The organism is Streptomyces sp. Mut1 (assembly GCF_030719295.1).
Classification (GTDB): domain Bacteria; phylum Actinomycetota; class Actinomycetes; order Streptomycetales; family Streptomycetaceae; genus Streptomyces; species Streptomyces castrisilvae.
Map to the genome: position 1 here is coordinate 4022729 of NZ_CP120997.1, position 22640 is coordinate 4045368.

Below are 22640 nucleotides of genomic sequence, written 5' to 3' on the forward strand. Positions count from 1 at the left end.
CTCGGTCAGTAGGGCTGCCTGGCCGTGTCGCGGGCGAGCATCTCCTGACGGGCGGCGTTGTAGCCCGCCTGGAACCGGCTGGTGGCCTCCAACTGCTCGGTGATCTCGGCGATATGGCGCCGGCAGGTGCGTACGGACATGCCGAGCCTGCGGGCGACCATCTCGTCCTTGTAGCCCTTGGTCATCAGCCGGATGATCGACCACTTCAGCTCGTCGGTCGAGGACGGAGGGCGCTGCGACTCCACGACGTACGGGGTCGCGCCCTCCCACAGGTACTCGAAGACGGAGCACAGGAACGCCACGAGTGTGGGCTCGCGGACGACGGCCGCACCCGGGAAGCTGCCCTCGCGGGCCGACCGCGCCGGCAGGAAGGCCACCTCCCTGTCGTAGATGATCAGCCGGTCGATCACCTCGTCGGCGGTCCGGACCTCCGCGCCCTGCAACGTGACGTCGCGGACGTAGGAGCGGGTGGGCAGGTCGTTGCGCGCGGTGTGCTGGTAGATGGTCCGGATGCGCACCCCGCGCGACAGGATGGACAGGGCGCTGGCCCTGGCGTCGTCGAGCATGTCCGCCGGGCGCGCGCCGCCGGGCTGGACGGTGATCAGCTCGTGCTTGCAGGTCTGCCCGAGGTGGTCCAGGAGGGCCTGGATGCGGGCGGGGTCGCTGATGATGTCGATGGCTTCCAGGTGGTTGCGCACCCGGCGGCCCTCGAAATACAGGGGGGTCAGCGACATCAGCTGCGCCCGGACCTCGGTGACGGCCTGCTGGAGGTCGCGGATCTGCCGTTCGGCGGGGCCCACCAGGGAGGCGGCGGCGGCGTCGGGCGTGACGGGGGTCAGCTGGTGCGAGTGACCCGGCACCGACTGGAGCAGCCGGACACCGACCAGCACGCTCTCGACCCGGGCGACCTCGTCGTGCGTGAGGGACAGGTCCTTGGCAATCCGTTCCCGGTCGAAGCGGCCGCACTCGACGGCGATGCCGTATGCCGCAGCGCTCACGTCATCCAGTTCGGCAAAGCCCGAATCCGCGTACTCCCCTTGGAACACGCCAGCCCCCACTGGTCGGTGTAATTGCTGCCACGTAACTTTACGCCAACGTGACGCTCTTGGCGCGAATGATCGATGTCCGAGATTCTTTTCCCGTCGCCCGGCCCCTCCAAAGGCGGAGGTTTCGGGTGGACGCGTAGGCAGAGGTAAGTCTCATTCGTCGACCTAGGGGAGTCGCAATGGCAAGTTATGGTAAAGAATCTTTGGTTCGCTTGACTTTGCTGATGGGTATACTTCTGGCCGTTATCGGGGGGCAGTTCATGCTGGGGCTTTCGCAGGGGACGTCGGCCCACGCCGCGGCCGGCGCGGTGAGCACGGCGTCCGCGGACCTCGGAGCGACCGGTGGGGACCGGCCGAATGACGACCGCTGGGGCCCCGACAACTGATCATCAGGGCTGCCCGTGACCGATCGAGGCTCAGTGGGACCGATCCAGGCTCAGCGAATGCTCCCCGCGGCGCACATGCGGGGAGCATCGCTGTGTGCGGCCTCGGCCGGCCTGTGGGCGGGCACGGCGATGGCGCTCACCAGCACCCCGTCCCGGGCGGACCAGCGCCCGCTGAAGGTGGTGGGCCCCGCCGGGGAGAGCTCGTCCCGGCCCGGCAGCAGCCGGGCGTGGAAGGTCTCCTGGGCCGCGTCCAGGCCCACCAGCGCGTCGGTGAAGGTCAGTTCCTGGCCGGTGAGCGGGAACCAGGCCTTGTACACGGCCTCCTTGATGGAGAACAGCAGCCGGTCCCAGGCGACGCCCGGCACCGCCCACTCCAGCTCGCGGACCCGGTGCAGCTCCTGGGGCAGCGCGATCGACTCCAGCACCCCGGGCCGCAGCGGAGCGTTGGGCTCCGCGTCGATGCCGACCGACACGAAGTCCCGCTCATGGGCGAGCGCCACGCCCCGGTAGCCCGCGCAGTGCGTCATGGACCCCACGACCGAGGGGGCCCACTGCGGGACCCCGCGCCGGCCCGGCAGCACGGCGGCCGGCGCCACCCCGAGCGCCCCCATGGCCTGCCGGGCGCACCACCGCACCGTGCCGAACTCCTGCCGGCGCTTGGGGACGGCGTTGCTGATCAGGGACTCCTCCTCCGGGAAGAGGAACACGTCGGCCGGGTCGGCGGTGGCCTCGGCGGTGGCGACGGTCGACGGCAGGAGCTTCGTGAGCACGGCAGATCCTTCAGGTCGGGGCGTCGGGTGGACACTTCCCACGCTCCCGCCGCCGCCCCGCGGCGGCCAGCTTCCGGGCCCCCGGCCGGCCCGACAGGTTCGCCGGATCGCCGCTTCCTGCCAGCCCGCTGCCATCGGAGCCCCGGCCCCCGCCCCGCCTGGCGCCCTGCTGCCACCGGCCGGCCCGATCCTTGCCATGGCCCTGCTATCCGTCGGGCCCCCTGGCAACGCTCCGTCAACTGAGGGGTGTACACGGGGTGTTCGCCGGGGCGGTCGCCGCCCAGCCTGGGTGAATGGCGCACGGAAACCTCATGGGCATCAGCGACCTCCATGTCGCATTCCCGGAGAACCGCCGGATCGTCGAGGAGCTGTATCCCGACAGCCCCGCCGACTGGCTGATCGTCGCCGGCGACGTGGGCGAGTCCCCGGATGATCTGCGGTGGGTGCTCGATTTGCTCACCCGGCGCTATACCACGGTGATCTGGGCACCGGGAAACCACGATCTGTGGACTCTTCGCGATGATCCTGTGTCGTTGCGTGGAGACGCTCGGTATCGCCGATTGGTCGAAATCTGTCGCTCGTACGGAGTGCACACACCGGAAGACCCCTACCCGGTCTGGTCGGGACCCGGCGGCCCGTTGGTCGTGGCCCCGCTCTTCCTGCTGTACGACTACAGCTTCCGCACGCCCACCGCCGCGACCAAGGAACAGGCACTGGAACAGGCTTACGAGGCCGGCGTGGTGTGCACCGACGAGTTCATGCTGCACCCCGACCCGTACCCCTCCCGCGAGGCCTGGTGCCGGGCCCGGGTCGCGGCCACCGAAGCGCGCCTGGCCGCCTGCGATCCGGAGCTGCGCACCGTACTGGTCAACCACTTCCCGCTGGTCCGCACGCCCACCCGGATATTGCGGCACCCCGAGTTCGCCCAGTGGTGCGGCACCGAGCTCACGGCCGACTGGCACACCCGCTTCCGGGCCGCCGCGGTCGTCTACGGCCACCTCCACATCCCGCGCACGACGTGGTACGACGGCGTGCGCTTCGAGGAGGTCTCGGTCGGCTATCCCCGGGAGCGGCGCCAATGGGGCCGGACAGAGGTGGCGCCCCGCCGTATCTTTCCGGCCGCCGACGGCAATTGCTGACTGGCAGGTTCCGGACACCGCGGGAGCGGCGGAACGGACCCTAGACTGAGTCTCGATTGCTTCTCAAGCACTGCTCGATCGGTCCTGTATCCGGTTGTATTCCCATTTCTTTACCGGGCGCCGGAACATGGGCATGGGGGATCTCATGGTTTTGTTCCGTCGCGCCGAAGAAGTATCGCTACTGGAAAAGCTGATCGAAGGATGCGGGGAAGGGAATTCCGGACTGCTCCTTATCGAAGGAGCGGTCGGCTGCGGGAAGAGTGAATTCCTGGAGACCGTGGCGGTAAATGCCGAGAAACGCGGCTCCCTCGTACTGAGGGGAATGGCCACCGCCGAGGAGAGGCGCCATCCGCTGGGCGTGCTGCGCCAGCTGACCGCCGACGCCCCGCCCGGCACGCTGCCACCCCTCCCGTCCTCGTCCGCCGACGCGGGCCGGATCGGAGCCATGCGGCAGTTCGCCCACGCCGTACGCGAGCTGAGCGCCACCGCGCCCGTGGTGGTCTGCGTGGACGACCTGCACCACGTCGACGCGCTCACCGGCCGCTACCTGCTCCAGCTCGCACGCGGCACCCGCGAGGCCAAAGTGCTCCTCGCGCTCACCGAGTCCGTCCACGAGCACGGCGACGACCCGCTGCTGCGCACCGAACTGCTGCGGCTGCCCCACTTCTCGCGCCTGCGCCTCGAACGCTTCACGCCCGACGCGGTCCGTGCGATGCTGCCCGACCGCACCGAGGCCGAGACCGCCCGGCTGCACCGGGCCGGCGGCGGCAACCCGCTGCTGCTGCGCGCCCTGCTCCAGGACCCCGGCGCCCACCCCGGCGAGGCGTACACCCAGGCCGTCCTGGCCTGCCTGCACCGCTGCGGCCCCGCCACCACCGCGCTGACCGAGGCCATCGCCGTGCTCGACCCGCTGGCGAGCGCCCCGCACGCCGCCCGCCTCGCCGGCACCACCGAACCCGCCGCCGCCCGCGCGCTCGCCGCCCTGGAGGACGCCGGACTGGTCGTCGCCGGCCGGGGGCGCGGCTTCTGCCACCCGGCCGCACGTGCCGCCGTCCTCGAACGGATGGAGCCCGAAGCCCGCCGCGCCCTGCACCGGGAGGCCGCCCTGCTGGCCCGCGCCGCCGGCGCCCCCGACACCGTCGTCGCCGCCCAGCTCCTCGCCGCCCGGCACACCGCCGAGGACTGGGCGCTGCCCGTCCTGCGCGCCGCCGCCGACCAGCACGCGGCGAACGCGGCCCTGGACGAGGCCACCGCCCTGCTGACCCTCGCCCGCGACGCGTGCGCGGACGAGGCCCGGCGCACCGAGGTGAGCGTCCGGCTCGGCGTCGTCACCGGCCGCACCGACCCGGCCACCGCCGAACGCCACCTCGCCGAACCCCTGGCCGCGCTGGCCGCAGGCCGGCTGGAACCGCGCGCGCTGGGCCCGCTGGCCCGGACCCTGGCCGCGCAGGGCCGGGTCGACGAGTCGACCGAGGTGCTGGAACGCCTCGCGGCGGGCGAGGGCCGCCATCCGGGCGCCGAGCGCAGGCACGGGGACATCCCGGGCGACGACCCGCTCGACGGTCTCTCGGCGTTCCCCCAGTGGGGCGCGGCCGGGCGGCGCGGCGCCGGCGCCCCCCAGCCGCACCCGGCGGGCCGGGCCGTGCGGGGGGCCGTCCACCCGGCGGCCCTGTGGGCACTGCCCGCCGAGGCCGAGGAGGGGGCCGCCGCCCAGGCGGCCGAACTCTTCCTGCGCGGCGCCACCCTGGCCGAGGGCATGGTCGAACCGGCCGTGCAGGCCCTGCGCACCCTGCTGTATCTGGACGGTGCCGAGCGGGCGCTGCCCTGGTGCGAGAAGTTCGCCGCGCAGGCGGCCGAACGCGGCGCGACCGGCTGGCAGGCGGTCTTCGCCGGGCTGCTGGCCGAGGCCCGGCTGCGCCTCGGTGATCTGACCGGCGCCGCCGACACGGCCGAGGAGGCCCTGCGCGCGGTGCCGGGCCGGGGCGGCGGGGTGCAGCTGTGCGCGCTCACGGCGACGCTGGTGCGGGCCCGCACCGCGATGGGGCAGCCCGAGGAGGCGGCCGCCGTGCTGAGCCGGCCCGTCCCCGAGCGGCTGACCGGCAGCGTCCACGGCCTCGCCTACCTGCGCGCCCGGGGTCACTACGCGCTCGCCACGAGCCGATTCCACGCGGCGCTCGGCGACTTCCTGGACATCGGCCGGCACATGAAGCGCTGGGGCCTGGACCGGCCGAGGGTCCTGCCGTGGCGGACCGACGCGGCGGAGGCGCTGCTCCGGCTCGGCGAGACCCACCAGGCCGACCGCTTCCTCGCCGACCAGATGACCACCCGCGACGCCAACGACCCCTGGGTTCGGGGGATGTCACTGCGGCTGCGGGCCTCCCTGCGCGAGCCGAAGGAGCGGCAGGCGATGCTCACGAAGGCCGTGGACGACCTGCACCGCTCCGGTGACAACTACGAACTGGCGCGGGCCATGAGCGACTTCGGCCAGGTCCTGCGGGTGCTGGGCGAGCCGGCCCGCGCCGCCATGGTCAACCGCCGGGCCTGGCACGTGGCGAAGGAGTGCGGGGCCCAGGCCCTGTGCGTGAAGATCCTCCCCGGCCACACCGGCGAGGACCCCGAGGCGGCGTCGGCGGCCGAGGCACCCAACGCCGACCTGGTGGCGAGTCTCAGCGAATCGGAGAAGCGGGTCGCGCTGCTGGCCGTGCACGGCCACACCAACCGGGAGATCGCGCAGAAGCTCTACATCACCGTCAGCACCGTGGAGCAGCACCTCACCCGCGTCTACCGCAAGCTGGAGATCCCGGGCCGGCAGGCACTCCCCGTCGACTTCCACCTGGGGGTGGCGGAGTTCATCTGAGGGCATGGCAGGGTCATAGCAATCCGGCGCCGCGGTCCACCCGGCCATGGCAGGCAACTGGTGTGCCCCCACCCCACATTCGCCGGGCGGCACCCCTGCCCGCGAGCCGGAGTGGTTCACCGGGGCCGGTCCCTGGAAGGTCGGTCATGAGGCCGTAGCCCACCAGGGAGGGCACCATGACCACCACACCCACGCATGGCCCGCCGGGGAGTGCGGCGACCCCGGGGCAGCTGCGTGACGCCATGCTCGACCGGGTCGAGGAACGCCTCGCCCGCCTCCTCGCGGACGAGTCCCGCAGCCGCCGTACGGCCGATCCGCGCAGCGCGGTGCTGGTGGCGGGCGTGGCCGAACTGGTCCAGGCCGGAGCCGAGCGGGCCCACCCGGTCATCTGCCTGACCGGTTACCTCGCGGCCGGCGGCGACCCGGCGGGCGAGGACGTGGTGGCCGCCTGCGCCGCGCTCGAATTCCTCGACACCTGCCTGATGATCCGGGACGACGTCCGCAAGAACGCGACGCTGCGCCGGGGCATCCCCACCCTGCACATCAGCCACGCCGCCGAGCACGAACGCAACGGCTGGCGCGGCGAGTCCCGCCGCTTCGGCGAGGGCACCGCCGTCCTCGCGGGCGACCTCGCCGCCGCCTACGGGGACCGCATCGCGGCCCGCCTCCCGCGCCCGGCCTGGGAGCTGTGGGACAGCCTGCGCACCGAACGCACCATCGGCGCGCACGCCGAGGCCGCCGCCGCGACCGAATACCTGGACGACGCCTGGCCGGGGCAGTGTCTCGACGGCTGCGGCGACGGATGCGCGGCCGGCTGGTACGGACTGCGCCACGCCCTGCTCATCGGCGCGGCGCTCGCGGGCCGGGACGATCTGCGCGAGCCGTACGAGGAGTACGCGCGCGCCCTGCACGCGGCCTGGCGGCTCCGCGGATTCCTGCGCGGCGGGCCGGGGTTCGACGGCGACGCCCAGTTCCTGCGGGACATCTTCTTCGACGCGCGGGCCCGGGAGACGGCCGAGGAGACCATCGCCGGGCTTCTCGGCCGCGCCGACGCGGCGGTGGCCGCAGCCCCCGTCACCCCGCGCTGGCGCGCCGAACTCGTCGCGTTCGCCCGCCGGGTGGCCGGCTGCGAGTGAGCCGTGAGCGCGGGCGCAGCGGGTACGTTGCCCCGGGCACGCCCCGCGCACGGGCACGCCCCCGAACGCCCCGCGCATGGGCACGCCCTACGCGGGTGCCTGCCTCGGGCTGCCCGGCTGGGCGCGCAGCAGCCAGGAGCGCAGGGCGGCCCGGCGCAGCCTGCCGTGCTCGTCGCGGGGCAGCGCGCCCACGATCTCCAGGCGCGTCGGCAGGAACGCCTCGGCGATGCCCAGCGCGGTGAGGTGTTCGCGCAGCTCGGCCGGGCCCGGCGGCCGGTCCCACGCGGCCGGCACCACCACCGCGCACGGCAGCTCCCCGTGCTCCGGATCGGTGTAGGCGACCACCGCCGCCTCGTCCACCCGGGGATGGGCCAGCAGGCCCGCCTCCACCTCGGCGACCGGCACCATGAAGATCGCCCCCGTCCGGGTCCCCGCCCTGGCCAGGACCCGGATGCCGCCGGCCGCGTCCGTCGTGGCGAGGTCGCCGGTGTCCAGCCAGCCGTCCCCGTCCTCCCAGGTCGCCACGGGCGCCGCGACCCCGTGCCGCCAGGTCGCCAGCGCCACGGAAGGACCGCGGACCCGCAGCGGCCCGGGGTCCGTACCGTCCTCGGCCAGCACCTCCAGACCCCGCAGCAGCCGGGCGGTCCCGGTCGCGTCCGAGAGGGCGCCCATGCCCAGCTCCGGCGCCCCCCAGGCGGAGAGCACCGGCACCCCGAACACCTCCCGCAGCTCGGCCGCGAGCGGCTCCGGGGTGCTGGTGCGCCCGCCGGAGAGCACCAGCCGCAGCCGGCCCAGGTCCCGGGGCCGATGCCGCTGGGTGGTGAGCAGCTCCGCGAAGTAGGCCGGTTCCGCGTACACCTGGTCGACCCGCGCGTCCGCCATCAGGTCCAGGCACCGGCCGGGGTCCCACACGTCCTGCCAGACGCCCGTGCCGCCGACCGCGAGCGGCCAGCACAGCGTGTAGATCAGCGAGGCGAGCGAGGTCAGGGGCAGGGTGCTGAGGAAGACCTCGCCGGGCCGCCGCCCCGGCCCCTCGGGATGGCGCTGGGAGGAGACGTTGGCGTACAGCGTGTCGGGGGAGTGCAGCACGGAGGTATAGGCGTCGCGCAGTCCCATGACGCTGATCAGCAGCGCGGGCCGGTCGGCGCGCCCCGGCAGCGGCCCGGCGCGCCGGCCCGCCCCGGTGCGCTCGTGCGGGGTGCGGGTGAAGTACGCCTCGAAGTCGACGGCCCCGGTCGCCGCCGCGTCCCCCAGCACCACGCGGTGGCGCAGCCACGGCAGCCCGGGGGCGAGAGAGGCCAGGGCCTCGGCGTGCGCGAACCCCTCCCAGCTGTCCGGGACCACGCACACCCGGGCCCGGGTGCCGTCCAGGATCCGCTGGAGGCCGTGGGCCCGTACGGTCGGCAGTACGGGCACGGCGAGCGCCCCGGCCCGCCAGCAGGCCAGGGTGAGGGCGGCCGTCTCCCACCAGTTCGGCAGCTGGTAGGCGACCGGGTCGCCCGGCGCGACCCCGAGCGAGGCCAGGGCTCCCGCGAACCGTTCGACGTACAGGGCGAGTTGTCCGTACGTCACGGTGACCCGGCGGCGGCCCTTGGGGCGCAGCACCCGTTCCGCGACGATCGCGGGCCGCTCGGGCGCACCGGCCGCCGTGCGGCGCAGGTCGTCCAGGAAGGTCGCCTCGCGCCACCACCCGGCCGCCCGGAACCGGTGGACGACATCGGCGGGCGCGGTCAGCTCCTGGACGCGGCGCTCCGCCGTGCCGGTGCCCCGGGTCAGGCCCATCGCCCCACCGCCCCGGCCACCTGCACCCGTGAGGTGCACCCGAGCCGCCGCATGACCTGGCGGACGTGGTTGACGACGGTCCACTCCGAGATGTCGAGCCGGGCCGCGATGTGCCGGTTGGTCAGGCCCTCCGCGACCAGGAGCGCCACCTGTGCCTGGCGCGGGGTGAGCGACTGGGCCTCGGCCGCCGCCCCGGCCACCGTGCGGTGGGAGGGGGCGGGCGCCGACAGCGCCTCGGCCACCGCGGTCGGCGCCGCCATCCGCACGCCCTCCGCCCACGCGGTCGCGAAGTCCGGCCAGTCCAGCCGGGCACCCAGCTCCGTACGGGCCTGCTCGGCCTTCGAGCGCCACTCCTGCGGGACCTCGGCCCCGGTCCGCTGCCGCAGCACGTCCGCCGCCGCGAGCAGCCGCACCGCCCGGGGCCGCTGCGCGGGCTGGGTGCGGAGCAGCAGCAGGGCGAACTCCTCCAGCGCGGCGGGCAGTTCGCTGCGTTCGTCGATGGCCTCGTACAGCCGCAGGGCCTCGCGCAGCGCGGTCTCCGCCCGCTCGGGTTCGTCGCCCTCCAGCGCCATCGCGGCCAGCGCCCGCAGCGCCCCGGCTAGCCCGCGCCCGTCGCCCGCGCGGCGGAAGGCCTCCTCGGCCTTCTCCAGCATCTCCTGTGCCTTGCGCCGGTCTCCCTCGGCGCGCAGGGCGGCGGCCAGCTCGAACGCCGCCTCGGCTCCGGCTCCGGTGGCGCCCATCCCGGACAGCGCGCTGTGCGCGGTGACCAGCACGCTCCGCGCCGCCGAGGTGTCGCCGGACCTCAGCAGGGCGGTGCCGAGCCGCAGGGAGGCGAGTGCGTTCCGCCGCCGGTCGCCCACGCCCTTGCCGAGCGCGAGGGCCCGGCGGTGGCGGCGTACGGACTCCTGCGGATCCCCCAGCGCCAGCGCGAACACCCCGGACAGGTCGGCGAGCCGGGCCCGCAGCGCCTCCGGAAGCTGCCGGCAATCGGCCACCTCGTCGCACCACTCCAGGCCCTCACGCAGCCGCCCCTGCGCCAGCCACGGCAGATGGCAGCCCAGCACCAGCGCGGCGGCCGCCTCCCCGTCACCGCGCTCGTGCAGCCGCCGGAGCGCCGCCAGGACGTTCGGGCTCTCCGCCGCCGCCTCCCGCAGCAGCCGGTCCTGGCCGGTCCCGGCGAGCCCCGGCAGCGCGGCGGCCACCAGCCGGCGGTAGCGCTCCGCGTGCGCGTCCGCCGCCGCGCCCGCACCGTCCGCCTCCGCCGCCCGGGTCCGCGCATGGGACCGCACGGGCTCCGGCACCGCGAGCCGCAGCTCGCCCCGCTCCTCGGCGACGACGGTCAGCAGCCCCCGGTCCATCAGCGGTTCCAGGCCCTCCTCGTCGGCGATCCCGGCGGCGGCCAGACCGAAGCCCGGCTCGTACGCGGAGAGCCGCCCCAGCAGCGCGCCGGCCGCCGGGTCCAGGCCGCGGCAGCTCCACTCGGCGAGCGCGGCGAGCGAGCGGTGCCGGGCGGGCGCGTTCACCGGGCCGCCCGCGAGGACCGTCGTACGGCCGCGCAGCCGGGCCGCGAGCAGACGCGGCGGCAGCAACCGCAGGCGCAGCGCGGCGAGTTCGAGGGCGAGGGGCAGGCCGCCGAGCAGGGTGCAGATGTCGGCGACGGCCCCGCTGTTCTCCAGGGTCAGCGCGAAGGACGGGTCGGTGTCCCGGGCCCGGCGTACGAAGAGCGCCACCGAAGCCACCCGGTGCAGGTCCTCGCCGTCGCCGTCCCCGGGCACGGGCAGCGGCCCGAGTGGCAGCAACTGCTCCCCGTAGACGCCGAGCGGCTCCACCGCGGTGGCCAGCACCACCACGCCCGGGTCGTCGGCGAGTGCCACGACCGCCCCGGCGGCGGCCTCCCGGGCCTCGTGGTCGCAGCCGTCGAGCAGCAGCAGGACCCGGGAGCCCGGGGCCCGGCCGGGGCCCTCGGTGCGCGCCCGCGCGAGCGCCGTCAGCGCGTCGGTCCCGGTGCCGCCCGGCGCCGCCGCGTCGAGCGTCACCACCCGGCCGAACGCGTCGCCGAGCCCCCGCACCACCTCCCGGGCCAGCCGGGTCTTGCCCACACCGGCCCGCCCGGTCAGCGTCACCAGCCGCACCGAGGGGTTCAGCAGCCGCTCCCGCAGCGCGGCGGCCTGCACCTCCCTGCCGACGAGATCCGTATCCGGGCCGAGCGCTACCGACATGGTCCCCCCCAGGTGGGGGACGCCCCGGCGTACGGGCCGTCCCGATGGATGCGCCAGAGGCCGGGCCGTATCTCCACGGCCCCGAAACCCGCCCCCGGTTCATCGGCGGGGATGTCCAGCGCCCGCAGCGAGCGCCGTGCGTACATCCGCAGCCCGGGATCGTCCAGCGCGCCCGCCAGTGTCAGGCACTCCTCGAACCAGACCCGGGCCGCCTCCGGCCCTTCCTGGGCCAGCGCCACCAGGGCCCGGGCCCGCGCCGCCTCGTAACGCCCCCGGGGATGGCCGGGCGCGGACAGGACGGCCAGGGCAGGTTCCAGCAGCCCCGCCGCCTCACCGGCCGACCCGCCGTCCAGGAGGAGTTCGGCCAGCCCCACCAGCGCCCGCCCCGCCTCCTCCTCGTCCCCGCACTCCCGGGCCAGCTCCAGCGCCCGCGCGAACAGGTCCCGGGCGCGCGTGGAGCGCCGGTAGCGGGAGGCGAGTTCGGCGAGCAGCCGCAGCATCCGGGCCTCGGCCGGGCGGTCGGCGCACCGCCGCGCGGCGTCCAGGGCCAGCGCGTAGCACTCCTCCTCGGCCCCGGAGTCGGGCGGCGCGCACCCGGCGAGGCCGTCCGTCAGCCGTACGGTCAGCTCCCACAGCCCGGCCTCGTGCGCGGCGCGGGCCAGCCGGACGAGGCCGGGCGCGTCCGGTGCGGTGGCGCGCCGGGGCTCCGCCGCGTCCCGCGCGTACGCCAGGCACACCCGCCGCACCGCGGCCCGGACGCTCGCCGGGTCCTCCTCGCCGGCCAGCCGTTCGGCGGCGAGCAGCCGCAGCAGCTCCGGCAGCCGCCACCCGTCCCGGTCCGCCTCCACCAGCCGGTCGTCGGCCAGCCCTTCGAGCGCGGCGAGCGCCCGCGCCTCGGTCAGGTCCAGGGCGGCGGCGGCCCGCGCGGCGTCGAACGGGCCCGGCGGCAGCAGGGACAGCAGCCGGAACTCCCGGCGCCGCCCCTGTGCGCACCCCTCGTACGCCGTGAGCAGCCGGGCCCGTACGTCGATGTCCCCGGCGCGCAGCGCGTCGAGCCGGCCGTCCTCCGCGCGCAGCCGGGCGGTCAGGGTGGCGGGGGTCCAGTGCGGCCGGGCCGCGAGCTGGGCGGCGGCGGCCCGCACGGCGAGCGGGAGCCGCCCGCACAGCTCGGCGACGGCCCCGGCCTCGTCGGCGGTGATCCGGCCGCCCTCGCCGTGCCCGCCGAACAGCCGCACCAGCTGCCGGGACTCCTCCGGACGCCACGGCCCCAGGAGCACGGTGCGCAGCCCCGGCAGCCCGGCCGGCACCCGGCGTGCGGTGAGCAGCACGGTGTGGCCCAGCGGCAGCAGCGGCCGTACCTCGGCCTCGGAGGTCACCCCGTCCACCACGAGCAGCGCCCGGCGGCCCCGCGCGGGGGCGGGGGACGGCGGGCGCCCGCCGCCGCTCAGGTCCCAGAGGCGCAGTCCGCCGGGGAAGGCGTCGGCGGCCCGGTGCGCGGCCAGGAACGCCAGTGCCGTCTTCCCGACGCCCGGCATGCCGGTCACGGCGACGACATCGCCGCCCGTGTCCGACGTGCCGCGCAACAGCCTGTCCACCAAAGCGAGTTCGTCCGCGCGCCCGACGAACGAGGCGTCGGCGGCGGGCAGCGCGGTGTCCCCGCCCCGGACGCCGCCCCCCGGGCCACCGGGACCGGCGTCCGGTTCGGGCCGCGCGAGAGCGGGGTCGCCCTCCAGGATGAGCCGCTGGAGCCTGCGGGTCCCCGGACCGGGCTCGATGCCCAGCTCCTCCACCAGGGTCTGCCGCAGCCGCGCGAACACCCGCAGCGCCTCGGCCTGCCGCCCGCACCGGTACAGCGCCACCATCAGATGCGCGTGGAACTCCTCCCGCAGCGGGTACTCCGCCGCCAGCTCACGCAGTTCCGGTACGAGTTCCCGGTGCATCCCGAGGTGCAGCTCGGCCCGCACCCGCTCGTCCAGGGCCGTGGTCCGCGCCTCGTCCAGGCGTACGGCCGCGCCCTCCAGCAGCGGCCCGTGCGGGATGTCCCCGAGCAGCGGCCCCCGCCACAGGGCGAGCGCCCGGCGCTGGAGACCGGCGGCGGCGGCGAAGTCCCCGTCGTGCAGGGCCCGGTGGCCGCGCCCGGACAGGTCGAGGAAGGCGGTGGCGTCGAGTTCGTCCGGGGTGACCCGCACCAGGTATCCCGGGCGGCGGGTGACCAGCGTGTCCCGGCCGTGGTGCGGGTCGGCGGTGCGCAGCGCCTTGCGCAGGTGGGACACGTACACCTGGAGCGTCGTCGGGGCGGTGCGCGGCGGGGAGTCGGGCCACAGCTCGTCGATGAGGGTGTCCACCGACACGACCTCGTTCGCCCGGACCAGCAACGTACCCAGGACACCCCGCAGTTTGGCGGCCTGCGGCGCGCCGCCGCTGACCTCCAGAGGGCCCAGGATGCCGAAACGCACCGCGTCCATGGCGTCAGTAGTCCTGGACCACGCAGGTGCGGGCCTCCGCGACCGCCCACCGCTGCTGCGTCAGCGTCAGCGTGACCGGCACCGAGGGACGCCCGTCGGCGTCCCGCCCCAGCGGACCGGCCACCGCGACACAGCGCAGCGGCAGCGCCCGCTCCGCCTGCCCCCGGAAGTGCACCTGGCAGCCCTCCAGCGTGCTGCGCTCCGCGTCGAGCCCGTGCGCGCGGCCCGCCGCGAGCAACGAGCCCTGGCGCAGCGCCTCCAGCAGATGCAGCCCGGAGAACTGTCCCCGCTGCCGCTCGTCCGTGGTGTCGAACACCGGGCTGACCCGCTCGGACAGCACCCAGCTGCTGATCCGGCCGCGCGAGGCGTCGACGGGCTCGCTGACCACCACGTTCCGGCCGGCACGCCGGCCCACCTCGGCGGGGTCCGCCGGGCGCGGCGGCCCGTCCGGTGCGTCGTTCAGCTCGGGCACGGCCCGCATCGCCTGCCGGGCGTGCGCCACGTGCTTGCGGTACAGCTTCGGCATCAGGAAGACCATCCCGGCCGAACCGACGGCGCACGGACGGCCGTCGATCACCACGTCCAGATGGAAGTCCAGCCCGCGCGGCACCTCGGCGACCACGTTCGCCGGCCTGGCCCTGATCCGCGTCTCCATGACCACACCCCGCCCGCCCGGGTCCGTGCGCCAGGCGGAGAGATCCGTGAGGTCGAGGGCGAAGCGGTAGAAGAGGCCGGGGCGGTCCCCGGGCACGCCGAAGTAGCGGTGGCCGACGAGTTCGCCGACGTCCCGGACGCTCCCGGTGGCGATCTGGAGGTCGTGGAAGCGGCCGGGGCCGTCGTTGAGAAGTGGATGGGCCACGGGCGTCTCGCCGACGAGAGTGAAGAACTCCTCGCCCGGACTCGGCGCGTCCAGGCCGTAGTAGGACCGTGCGGCGGGGCGGTGGATCAGGTGCTGGGCGACCCCCGTGCTCCCCGCGCCGCTCGCAAGTCCGTGGATGGCGGGAGCCGAGGTCGTGCCGTTGTCGACTGTCATGTCCCTCTCCTTCTCTCAGCACATGGTGAAGCGCTGTGACAAGCCCCAGCCACCCATCTCCGTTGGCCACAAAGTGCATGGCATGAAAGTGCGTCCAGATACGCCTGAGGCTTAAGCGATGTCCATGGAGGGTGGGCGACGCTGTGCCGCGACAGCCCCGCCGGGGGACATCCCCCGCGCTCTCGGCGGGGCTTTCCCAGGAAGGCACCGCGATGGCCCTCACCGACACCGGCGACGACCGTTCCGCCCCGCCCGGCCGCGCGCGCGAAGCCGCGCCCGGTCAGCCGGGCTCCGCGGGTGCCGGCGGTCCTTCCCGCCGGGTGCGGTTCGGTTACGCCTCCGGCTCGCTGGTCTCGGGGACGTTCACCACGCTCCCCGGCCTTCTCCTGCTCCCGTACCTCACCGACACGCTCGGGGTCGGTGCCGCGCTGGCCGGGGCGGTCGTGTTCCTGCCCAAGGCGTGGGACGTCGTCCTCAACCCGTTCGTCGGCCGCGCCAGCGACCGCACGCGCACCCGCTGGGGCTCCCGCCGCCCGTACGTACTCCTGGGCGGCCTCGTCATGGCCCTGGGGTTCGCCCTGACCTTCGCGGGCCCGCTGCCCGGCTCGGCCGGTGCCTGGTTCACCGGCGCCGGATACCTGCTCACCGCGACCGCCTTCGCGTTCTTCCAGGTGCCGTACGTCGCCATGCCCGCCGAACTCGCCGACCGCGAGGAGGACCGGATGCGCCTGGTCGCGGGCCGGGTCGCGGTCATCGGGATCGCGGCCCTGGTGACCGGCGCGGCCGCCCCCGCCCTGGTCGACGCGGGCGGCGGGGGACTCACCGGACACCGCTGGGCCGGCGCGTTCGGCGCGGCGGTCGTCGCGCTGGGCGCGCTGTGGACCTTCGCGGGCACCCGTTCGACGAGGGGCGCGACGCATACGACCAGGGGTGCCACGGCCGGCCGCACGGCGCGCGGCGCCACCGGTACGCCGGCGACCGCCACCGCCGGCACTGCGACCGGCACGCCCCGCGTACCCGCCGCCGAGCCCACCCTGCGCGAACAGTTCGCGGCGGCCCGCGCCAACCCGCCCTTCGTGGCACTGCTGCGCTGCGTGGTCCTCCAGTCCGTGGCGACGGGCGTCCTGCTCGCGGGCGCCCCGTACTTCGCCGACCACGTCCTGCGCGACTCCTCGGGCGTCGGCGCGCTGGTGGCCGCGTTCGTCGCGCCGAACCTGCTGACGATGCCGCTGTGGTCCCGGCTGCGCGGCCCGCGCGGATACGCCCTGGCCTCCGCCCTGTTCATCGCCGGCTGCCTGCTCTTCCTCGCCTCCCCGTTCCTGCCCGAGGGCGCGGTCCTGGTCACGATGGCCCTGGCCGGCACGGGCCACGCCGGCCAGCTCCTCTTCCTGTACGCGATGCTCCCGGACTGCGTCGCCCGCGACACGACCCGGACCGGCCGTCGCCAAGGGGGCGTGCTCTCCGGGGTGTTCACGACCGCCGAGGGCCTGGGCGTGGCCATCGGCCCGTTCCTCTACGGCCTGGTCCTCCAGCTCTGCGGCTATGTCTCCTCCGGTACGGGAGACGCCGCCGAGCAGTCCCTCACGGCCCGCGTCGGCATCCTGGCCGGCTTCGGCGCCCTCCCCGCCCTGGCGGCCGTGGCGGCGGTCCTGCTGCTCAGGTCGTACAACCGCCCCTACTGAAGCCCCCTAGGCCACATAACGGGTAGGCGCCACCGCGTCCCCGCAGCATGATGGGCACGGTCATGACGCGCGCATCGGGGGGTGGCAATCGTGACGTACACACAGGACAGGTACAGCACACAGGTCGGCTTCGGCCCGGACGTACGCGAACTGATCGCGGACGCCCTCGTCCCCGGCGAGCCCGCCCTCGTGGTCCGGGTGGGCACCTACGTCGTGGACCCGCCCTTCTTCGGCAACGGTGACATCGGCCGGGTCGCGGTCTGCGGCGCCGTCAACGATCTGGCCGCCACCGGGGCCGACCCCCGCCACCTCGCCCTCGGCATCGTCCTGGAGGCGGGGCTTCCGCTCGACCTGGTGCACCGGCTGACCGCGTCGGTCCGGGACGCCGCGGCCGAGGCCCGGGTCACCGTCGCCGCCGTCGACACCCAGGTCGTCCGCGCGGGCGAGGCCGACCGGGTCTACGTCACCGCGACCGCCTTCGGCGAGCGGGAGGGGCCCGAACTCGGCCCGGACCGGGTCCGCCCCGGCGACCGCGTCGTGGTGACCGCCCCTCTCGGCAACCACGCGGCCCACCTGGTCTCCCTGCGCGACGGCCTCGGCTACGAGCACCACGTCCCCAGCGACTGCGCCCCCCTCGCCGGCCTCCTGCGCACGGTCCGCGCGGACCTCCACCACGCCCGGCCCGTGGCCAACGGGGGCCTCGCGGAGGTACTGCGCCGGACCGCCGCCGCCCGGGGCCTGACCCTGCGCGTGGACGAGGCCGCGCTGCCGGTCCGCTACGAGGCCCGGGTGGCCCTCGCCACCCGGGGCCTCGCCCCCCTGGACGCGGCCTGCGCGGGCTGCCTGTGCCTGTTCGTCCCCCCGGAACGCACGGACCCGGTGCTCGCCGCCCTCCGCGCCCACCCCCGGGGCCGGCACGCCACCGTGATCGGCGAGGTGACGGCCGACCCCACGGGCGACGTCGAGTTCCTCACCCCGGCCGGCCCCCACCCCGGCACGCCGAGCGCGGGGCCGCTGCCGGAGCGGCTGCTGTGACTCCCTCCGGTCACCGACCCTCCGCCGCGGCCGGGGCCGGCGCGGTCCGCGGGGCGGTGGCCGGGTGGCGCCGGGCGGGCATGCCGGTCGTCGGGTTGGCCACGCCCCAGGCCGCGCCCTTGCAGACCAGCTCCTTGTAGACGGCGGCGATCCGGCCCGTCAGGACCCCGCGCACCGAGCGGTCGTCGGCGGTGACGTACTGGATCAGGCCGTCCTTGCGGCCCAGTGAGACGCACTGGTTGAAGTAGCGCAGCGGGGTGTGCGGGAGCTTGCGGCCGGTCAGCCGGGCGGCGAGGGAGTCGGCGGCCTGCCAGGCGGTCGGGATGCCCGAGGCGCAGGACATCCGCAGCGGCTTGTCGCCGGGGCCCGCGACCAGGGCCGCGTCGCCGATGGCGTACACGTCGGGGTGGGAGACCGAGCGCATGGTCGTGTCGACCACGATCCGGCCGGTGCCGTCGGTCTCCAGGGGGGTGGCCGCCGCGAGCGGGTGGACCGCGAAGCCCGCCGTCCACACGGTGACCGAGGCGGGGAACGAGGTGCCGTCGGCCGTGGTGACGTGGCCGGCCCCGACCTCGGTGACGGCGGTGTGCTCGTGGACGGTGATGCCGAGCCGGTCGCACACCTTGCGCACGTGCCGGCGGCCGGCCGGGGACAGCCAGTCGCCGAGCGCGCCGCGTGCGGCGAGCGCGATGTCCAGGTCCGGGCGGGCCTCGGCGAACTCGGTGGCCGCCTCCAGACCGGTCAGTCCGCCGCCGACGACGACCACGGACCCGCCGGGCGGGAGGGCGGCCAGCCGGTCGCGGAGCCGGAGCGCGCCGGGGCGGCTCGCGATCTCGTGGGCGTGCTCGGCGGTGCCGGGGACGCCCTGGGGGTTCCAGGCGCTGCCGAGGGCGTAGACGAGGGTGTCGTAGGCCAGCTCGCCGGGGCCGTCGGGGCCCTGGACGGTGACGGTCCTCAGGCCGACGTCCACAGCGGTGACCCTGCCGACCCTCAGTTCCACGCCGGTCCCGGCGAACATCTTGCCGAAGGGGCGCGGGGTGAGTTCCTGGCCCGCCGCGAGCTGGTGCATGCGGACGCGCTCGACGAAGTCGGGCTCCGCGTTGACGAGGGTGACGGTGGCGTCGTCGCGGTGCAGCCGCTTGGCGACGCGGCCTGCGGCGATGGCTCCGGCGTAGCCGGCTCCGAGGACGATGATGCGGTGCTGCATGTGCCTGCTCCTGTCTCGCGCGGTTTCGCCCCTTGAACCGGACAGCCCGCGATTCCCTGACACAGAAGTGATGTGACCTGCGTCACATGCCGCTCAGAAGGCTGTGAGCAGCGGCTTCCCGTGTTCCATGGCCGCCCACTGCCGGGTCGCCCGTTCGAGCTTGTCCGGGTTGGCCTGGTTGCGGAACGAGTGGATGCCCTCGGGGGTGACCTCCAGGCACATGACGCCGATGACCCGCTCGCCGACGGCCGCGACGACCGCGGTGGAGCCGTTGGCGCTCGTGACGTACAGGCCGACGGAGCCCCCGGTGACGGCGGTCTTGGCCTTGCCCGGCTTGAGCAGCCCCCGCATGAACGTCGCGACGGCCTTCGCGCCCTCGAACGGCTTGGTGCGGGCCGGCACCTTCCCGCCGCCGTCCCCGACCGAGAAGGCGTCCGAGGTCAGCAGCTTCACGAGCGGTTCGGTACGGCCGCCCGCGGCGGCGAGCAGAAACTCCTCGATGACCCGGCGAGCGGCGGACTCGTCCACCTCGGTGCGCGTCCTGCCGTCCGCGATGTGCTTCTTCGCCCGGTGGTGGACCTGCTGGACGGCCGACTCCGTGAGGTCCAGGATCTCGGCGATCTCCCGGTGCGGATAGCCGAACGCCTCGCGCAGCACGTACACCGCCCGCTCGCGCGGGGCCAGCCGCTCCATGAGCGTGAGCACGGCGTACGAGACCGACTCGCGCTGCTCGGCCGTGTCTGCGGGGCCGAGCATGGCGTCCCCGGCGAGCAGCGGTTCGGGCAGCCACTGCCCGACGTACGTCTCGCGCCGGGCGCGGGCCGAGGTGAGCTGGTTGAGGCAGAGGTTGGTGAGGACCTTCGTCAGCCAGGCCTCGGGGACCTCGATCCGCCCGGTGTCGGCGGCCTGCCAGCGCAGGAAGGTGTCCTGCACGGCGTCCTCGGCCTCGCTCGCCGAGCCCAGGAGGCGGTAGGCGATGGCCTCCAGGCGGGGCCTGGCCGCCTCGAACCGGTCCACGTCCTGCACCGTCAGGTCCATGCCCGGGATAGTAGTCGGCGCCCCTTGTCAGTGCCCGCCCGTAAGGTGCGCGCATGGACTGGCAGTGCACCGGCCTCAGGTGGCCCGAGGCGTCCGGCGGCCCCGCGCTCGGCTGGCGCAAGGGGACACGGACGCGGGCGAGCGCCCTGGCGTACGGGACGGAGTTCGGCCTCCGGGCGGCCGGTGAGCGGCGCTGCGCCGGGGCCCGGGGCCACGCCTGCCCGCTGGGGGCCGTGGTCCCGGCACACAGCACGGGCGGGCGCTGCCCCGAGTGCGGGCGGCTCGACCGGGCGCATTCGGTGGCCGCCGACACGATCCCGGACGACCCGCGCACGTACCGCGTGTACCTGGCCTGGTTCGGGACCGGGATGGTGAAGGTCGGGATCACCGCCGAGGGGCGCGGCGCGGCCCGGCTGCGGGAGCAGGGGGCGGTGGTCTTCAGCTGGCTGGGGCGCGGCCCGCTGATGGCGGCGCGCCGGGTCGAGGAGCTGCTGCGGGCGGCGCTCGGGGTGCCGGACCGCATCCCGTACGCCCGCAAGCGGGCGGTGCGGGCGGAGCTGCCGGACGAGGCGGTACGGGCCGCCGAGGTGGCGGAGCTGTACGGGAAGGCGGCGGCCCTGGAGGGCGGCGGCTGGCCGGAGGCGCTGGAGCGGCTGCCGTTCGAGGCGGTCGACCACGCGGGGATCTTCGGGCTCGGGGCGGTGTCCGCGCCGGGCAGGGCGGTGACCGGCCTGGCGGACGGCGGCACGGTCGCGGGCCTGCTGGTCGCGGCGGCCGGACCCGACCTCCACCTGGACACGGGCGCGGACGGCGTCGTCGTCCTCGACACCCGGCTGATGACCGGCTGGACGCTGGCGGCGGCCGGCGCGGACGCCGGGGTGAGCGTGCCGGCCGTCGCGCTGGGGGGCGGGGCGGCGCAGGACGGGCTGTTCTGAGAGGCTCGGCCGTATGGGTGACGATCACGACGACGTGGTGCGCTTCTGGCAGCGGCTCGGGCTGCCCGGGATCATCGACGTCCACACGCACTTCATGCCGGAGCGGGTGCTGCGCAAGGTCTGGGCGTACTTCGACTCGGCGGGCCCGCTGACCGGCCTGGAGTGGCCGATCACCTACCGGCACGAGGAGGACGAACGGCTCGCGCTGCTCCGCTCGTTCGGCGTGCTCCGTTTCACCTCGATGCTCTACCCGCACAAGCCGTCGATGGCTGCCTGGCTCAACGCCTGGGCGGCCGATTTCGCCGCCCGGACCCCCGACTGCCTGCACACCGCGACCTTCTTCCCCGAGCCGGAGGCGGAGCGGTACGTACGGGAGGCCGTGGAGGCGGGGGCGCGGGTCTTCAAGGCGCACCTCCAGGTCGGCGCGTACGACCCGAACGACCCCCTGCTCGATCCGGTCTGGGGCCTGCTCGCGGAGGCCGGCGTCCCGGTCGTGACGCACTGCGGCTCCGGCCCCGCCCCCGGCAAGCACACCGGCCCGGACCCCATGGCCCGCGTCCTCGCCCGCCATCCCCGCCTCCCCCTGATCGTGGCGCACATGGGGATGCCGGAGTACGCCGAGTTCCTGACGCTCGCGGAGACGTACCCGGAGGTCCGGCTGGACACGACGATGGCGTTCACGGACTTCACGGAGGAGTTCTCCCCGTTCCCGAGGGCGGCGCACGGGCGGCTCGCGGCGCTCGGCGACCGCGTCCTGCTGGGCACGGACTTCCCGAACATCCCGTACCCGTACGCCCACCAGCTGCACGCCCTGGAGCGGCTGGGACTCGGTGACGACTGGCTGCGGGCGGTCTGCCACGACAACGCGAAGGCGCTGTTCGAGATCTGAGCGGGGCCGGCGGGGCGGTGGACAGTGACCTACTTTTGAAGTACCTTCCAAGTTATGACCCTCATGTCGGCTGAAGCGAACTTCTCGGAGCTGATCCAGAAGCCGAAGGACACGGTCGCCCGGATGCAGGAGACCCACAGGAAGGGCATCACCCTGCATCGCAGGGACGACGAAGACCTGTACCTCACGACTGCGGCACGCGCTGCCGCGGCCGCAGAAGTGGTGGACTCGACGACGCGCATGTTCATGGCGCTGATGAAGAGCGACCCCAAGGCGGTGTCCATGCTGACCAGGGTCTTTCCCGAGGCTTTCCCCTGGGTCCGCTTTCTGCCCGATGCGGCCGTGCGGGAGTTCCTGATCGAATTCATGGAGACCGCGCGCGCCGCCTCGGACCTCGGAACCGTCGATCCTCTGGCCCCCCTCATCGCCTCCTGGAAGTCCACGGCGGAGATCCACTCCGACCCGGCGCTTCGCTCGAAGTTGCTCGAACCCGTGGAGGACGACTTGGGACCTGTGGAAGCTCCGGCTGCCGAAGCCGAGTGAGGTATCGCCCACGTGCCACCGAAGAGGGGTGACTCGGTCGCGCCGCCACCCGGCCGCGACGAGTTCGAGATCAAGTACGCCACCAAAGAGGCGGTCGACGGGTGGCGGGAACTCGGTAAGCAGGCGCCCGGCAACACGAGGGCGGCATGGGAGGAGATGCGGACCAACCCGGCTCCTTCGCCCTCGACGGAACGACATCACCAGTTGAAGTTCGACCTGGCTACCGCGGTCTACAACGGGCGTGAGCTGCCTCAATGGCAGATCGAGGTCACCGGCGGTGGCCGCGTCTGGTATCTGTACGACGAAGAGAAGAGGGTCTGCTGGTTGAAGGTGGCCAGGACTGGCCACCCGAGGCAGACCGACAGGTAACGCACCGCTCGCGTCAACCGGCAGGACTAGGTGAGCGAGTCAGGAGCCCCGACCTCCGCTCGTGGCTTTCTCAGGAAATTCACAGAAACGGACAAGGACTCTCTCAGAG

Annotated in this window: 17 protein-coding genes; 9 read left to right on the plus strand and 8 right to left on the minus strand. The window is 74.8% G+C overall.

Going from position 1 to position 22640, the window contains the following annotated elements; all coding sequences use genetic code 11:
- Positions 1-5 precede the first annotated feature (5 nt).
- Complete coding sequence (locus tag P8A18_RS17210) at positions 6-998, minus strand: LuxR C-terminal-related transcriptional regulator (RefSeq protein WP_306055692.1); 993 nt, start codon at positions 996-998, stop codon at positions 6-8.
- 484 nt (positions 999-1482) lie between these two features.
- A complete protein-coding gene (locus tag P8A18_RS17215) occupies positions 1483-2202 on the minus strand; it encodes a 4'-phosphopantetheinyl transferase family protein (RefSeq protein ID WP_306055693.1) in 720 nt (239 codons plus the stop codon).
- A 311-nt stretch (positions 2203-2513) separates the two neighbouring features.
- On the opposite strand from P8A18_RS17215, the gene P8A18_RS17220 reads away from it, so the two are divergent.
- From P8A18_RS17220 to P8A18_RS17230, 3 genes are all read left to right on the plus strand, one after another.
- The gene (locus tag P8A18_RS17220; protein ID WP_306055695.1) at positions 2514-3341 is read left to right on the plus strand and encodes a metallophosphoesterase family protein; all 828 of its coding nucleotides are present in this window, start codon (positions 2514-2516) and stop codon (positions 3339-3341) included.
- 145 nt (positions 3342-3486) lie between these two features.
- Complete coding sequence (locus tag P8A18_RS17225; RefSeq protein WP_306055697.1) at positions 3487-6198, plus strand: helix-turn-helix transcriptional regulator; 2712 nt, start codon at positions 3487-3489, stop codon at positions 6196-6198.
- Between the two features lie 176 nt (positions 6199-6374).
- Positions 6375-7334 carry a polyprenyl synthetase family protein gene (locus P8A18_RS17230; RefSeq protein WP_306055698.1) on the plus strand — a complete coding sequence of 320 codons (960 nt, stop codon included), beginning with the start codon at positions 6375-6377 and terminating at the stop codon, positions 7332-7334.
- An 87-nt stretch (positions 7335-7421) separates the two neighbouring features.
- Here the strand turns inward: P8A18_RS17230 and P8A18_RS17235 are convergent, their stop codons facing one another.
- The 4 genes from P8A18_RS17235 to P8A18_RS17250 are packed head-to-tail and all read right to left on the minus strand — an operon-like array spanning position 7422 to position 14833.
- Complete coding sequence (locus tag P8A18_RS17235; RefSeq protein ID WP_306055699.1) at positions 7422-9116, minus strand: AMP-binding protein; 1695 nt, start codon at positions 9114-9116, stop codon at positions 7422-7424.
- Positions 9107-11335, minus strand: coding sequence for an ATP-binding protein (locus P8A18_RS17240; protein WP_306055700.1), 2229 nt, complete (start codon positions 11333-11335; stop codon positions 9107-9109). Before P8A18_RS17240 ends, P8A18_RS17235 begins: the two co-directional genes overlap by 10 nt.
- A complete protein-coding gene (locus tag P8A18_RS17245; protein WP_306055702.1) occupies positions 11326-13800 on the minus strand; it encodes an AfsR/SARP family transcriptional regulator in 2475 nt (824 codons plus the stop codon). Before P8A18_RS17245 ends, P8A18_RS17240 begins: the two co-directional genes overlap by 10 nt.
- A 4-nt stretch (positions 13801-13804) precedes the next feature.
- Positions 13805-14833 (minus strand): AfsA-related hotdog domain-containing protein, encoded by a 1029-nt coding sequence (locus P8A18_RS17250; protein WP_306055703.1) that lies wholly within the window; start codon positions 14831-14833, stop codon positions 13805-13807.
- A 212-nt stretch (positions 14834-15045) separates the two neighbouring features.
- Here P8A18_RS17250 and P8A18_RS17255 point away from each other — a divergent pair, with 212 nt between their 5' ends.
- Together P8A18_RS17255 and P8A18_RS17260 are read left to right on the plus strand one after the other, a co-directional pair.
- Positions 15046-16515: an MFS transporter gene (locus P8A18_RS17255; RefSeq protein ID WP_306055704.1), complete on the plus strand. Its 1470-nt coding sequence runs from the start codon at positions 15046-15048 to the stop codon at positions 16513-16515.
- A 90-nt stretch (positions 16516-16605) separates the two neighbouring features.
- Positions 16606-17550, plus strand: a complete 945-nt coding sequence (locus P8A18_RS17260; RefSeq protein WP_306055705.1) for an AIR synthase-related protein — start codon at positions 16606-16608, stop codon at positions 17548-17550.
- 10 nt (positions 17551-17560) lie between these two features.
- On the opposite strand, the gene P8A18_RS17265 is transcribed toward P8A18_RS17260, so the two are convergent.
- A complete protein-coding gene (locus P8A18_RS17265; RefSeq protein ID WP_306055707.1) occupies positions 17561-18757 on the minus strand; it encodes an NAD(P)/FAD-dependent oxidoreductase in 1197 nt (398 codons plus the stop codon).
- Positions 18758-18850: 93 nt separating this feature from the next.
- Complete coding sequence (sigJ, locus tag P8A18_RS17270; RefSeq protein ID WP_306055708.1) at positions 18851-19795, minus strand: RNA polymerase sigma factor SigJ; 945 nt, start codon at positions 19793-19795, stop codon at positions 18851-18853.
- Between the two features lie 53 nt (positions 19796-19848).
- On the opposite strand from sigJ, the gene P8A18_RS17275 reads away from it, so the two are divergent.
- From P8A18_RS17275 to P8A18_RS17290, 4 genes are read left to right on the plus strand one after another with little or no spacing between them, the layout of a single operon-like run.
- The gene (locus P8A18_RS17275; RefSeq protein ID WP_306055710.1) at positions 19849-20730 is read left to right on the plus strand and encodes a DUF2797 domain-containing protein; all 882 of its coding nucleotides are present in this window, start codon (positions 19849-19851) and stop codon (positions 20728-20730) included.
- Between the two features lie 13 nt (positions 20731-20743).
- The gene (locus P8A18_RS17280; protein WP_306055711.1) at positions 20744-21619 is read left to right on the plus strand and encodes an amidohydrolase family protein; all 876 of its coding nucleotides are present in this window, start codon (positions 20744-20746) and stop codon (positions 21617-21619) included.
- A gap of 54 nt (positions 21620-21673) precedes the next feature.
- Entirely contained in the window at positions 21674-22162 is a 489-nt protein-coding gene (locus P8A18_RS17285) for a hypothetical protein (protein WP_306055712.1), read from the plus strand.
- A 12-nt stretch (positions 22163-22174) separates the two neighbouring features.
- The gene (locus P8A18_RS17290) at positions 22175-22531 is read left to right on the plus strand and encodes a hypothetical protein (RefSeq protein ID WP_306055714.1); all 357 of its coding nucleotides are present in this window, start codon (positions 22175-22177) and stop codon (positions 22529-22531) included.
- Positions 22532-22640: the final 109 nt, after the last annotated feature.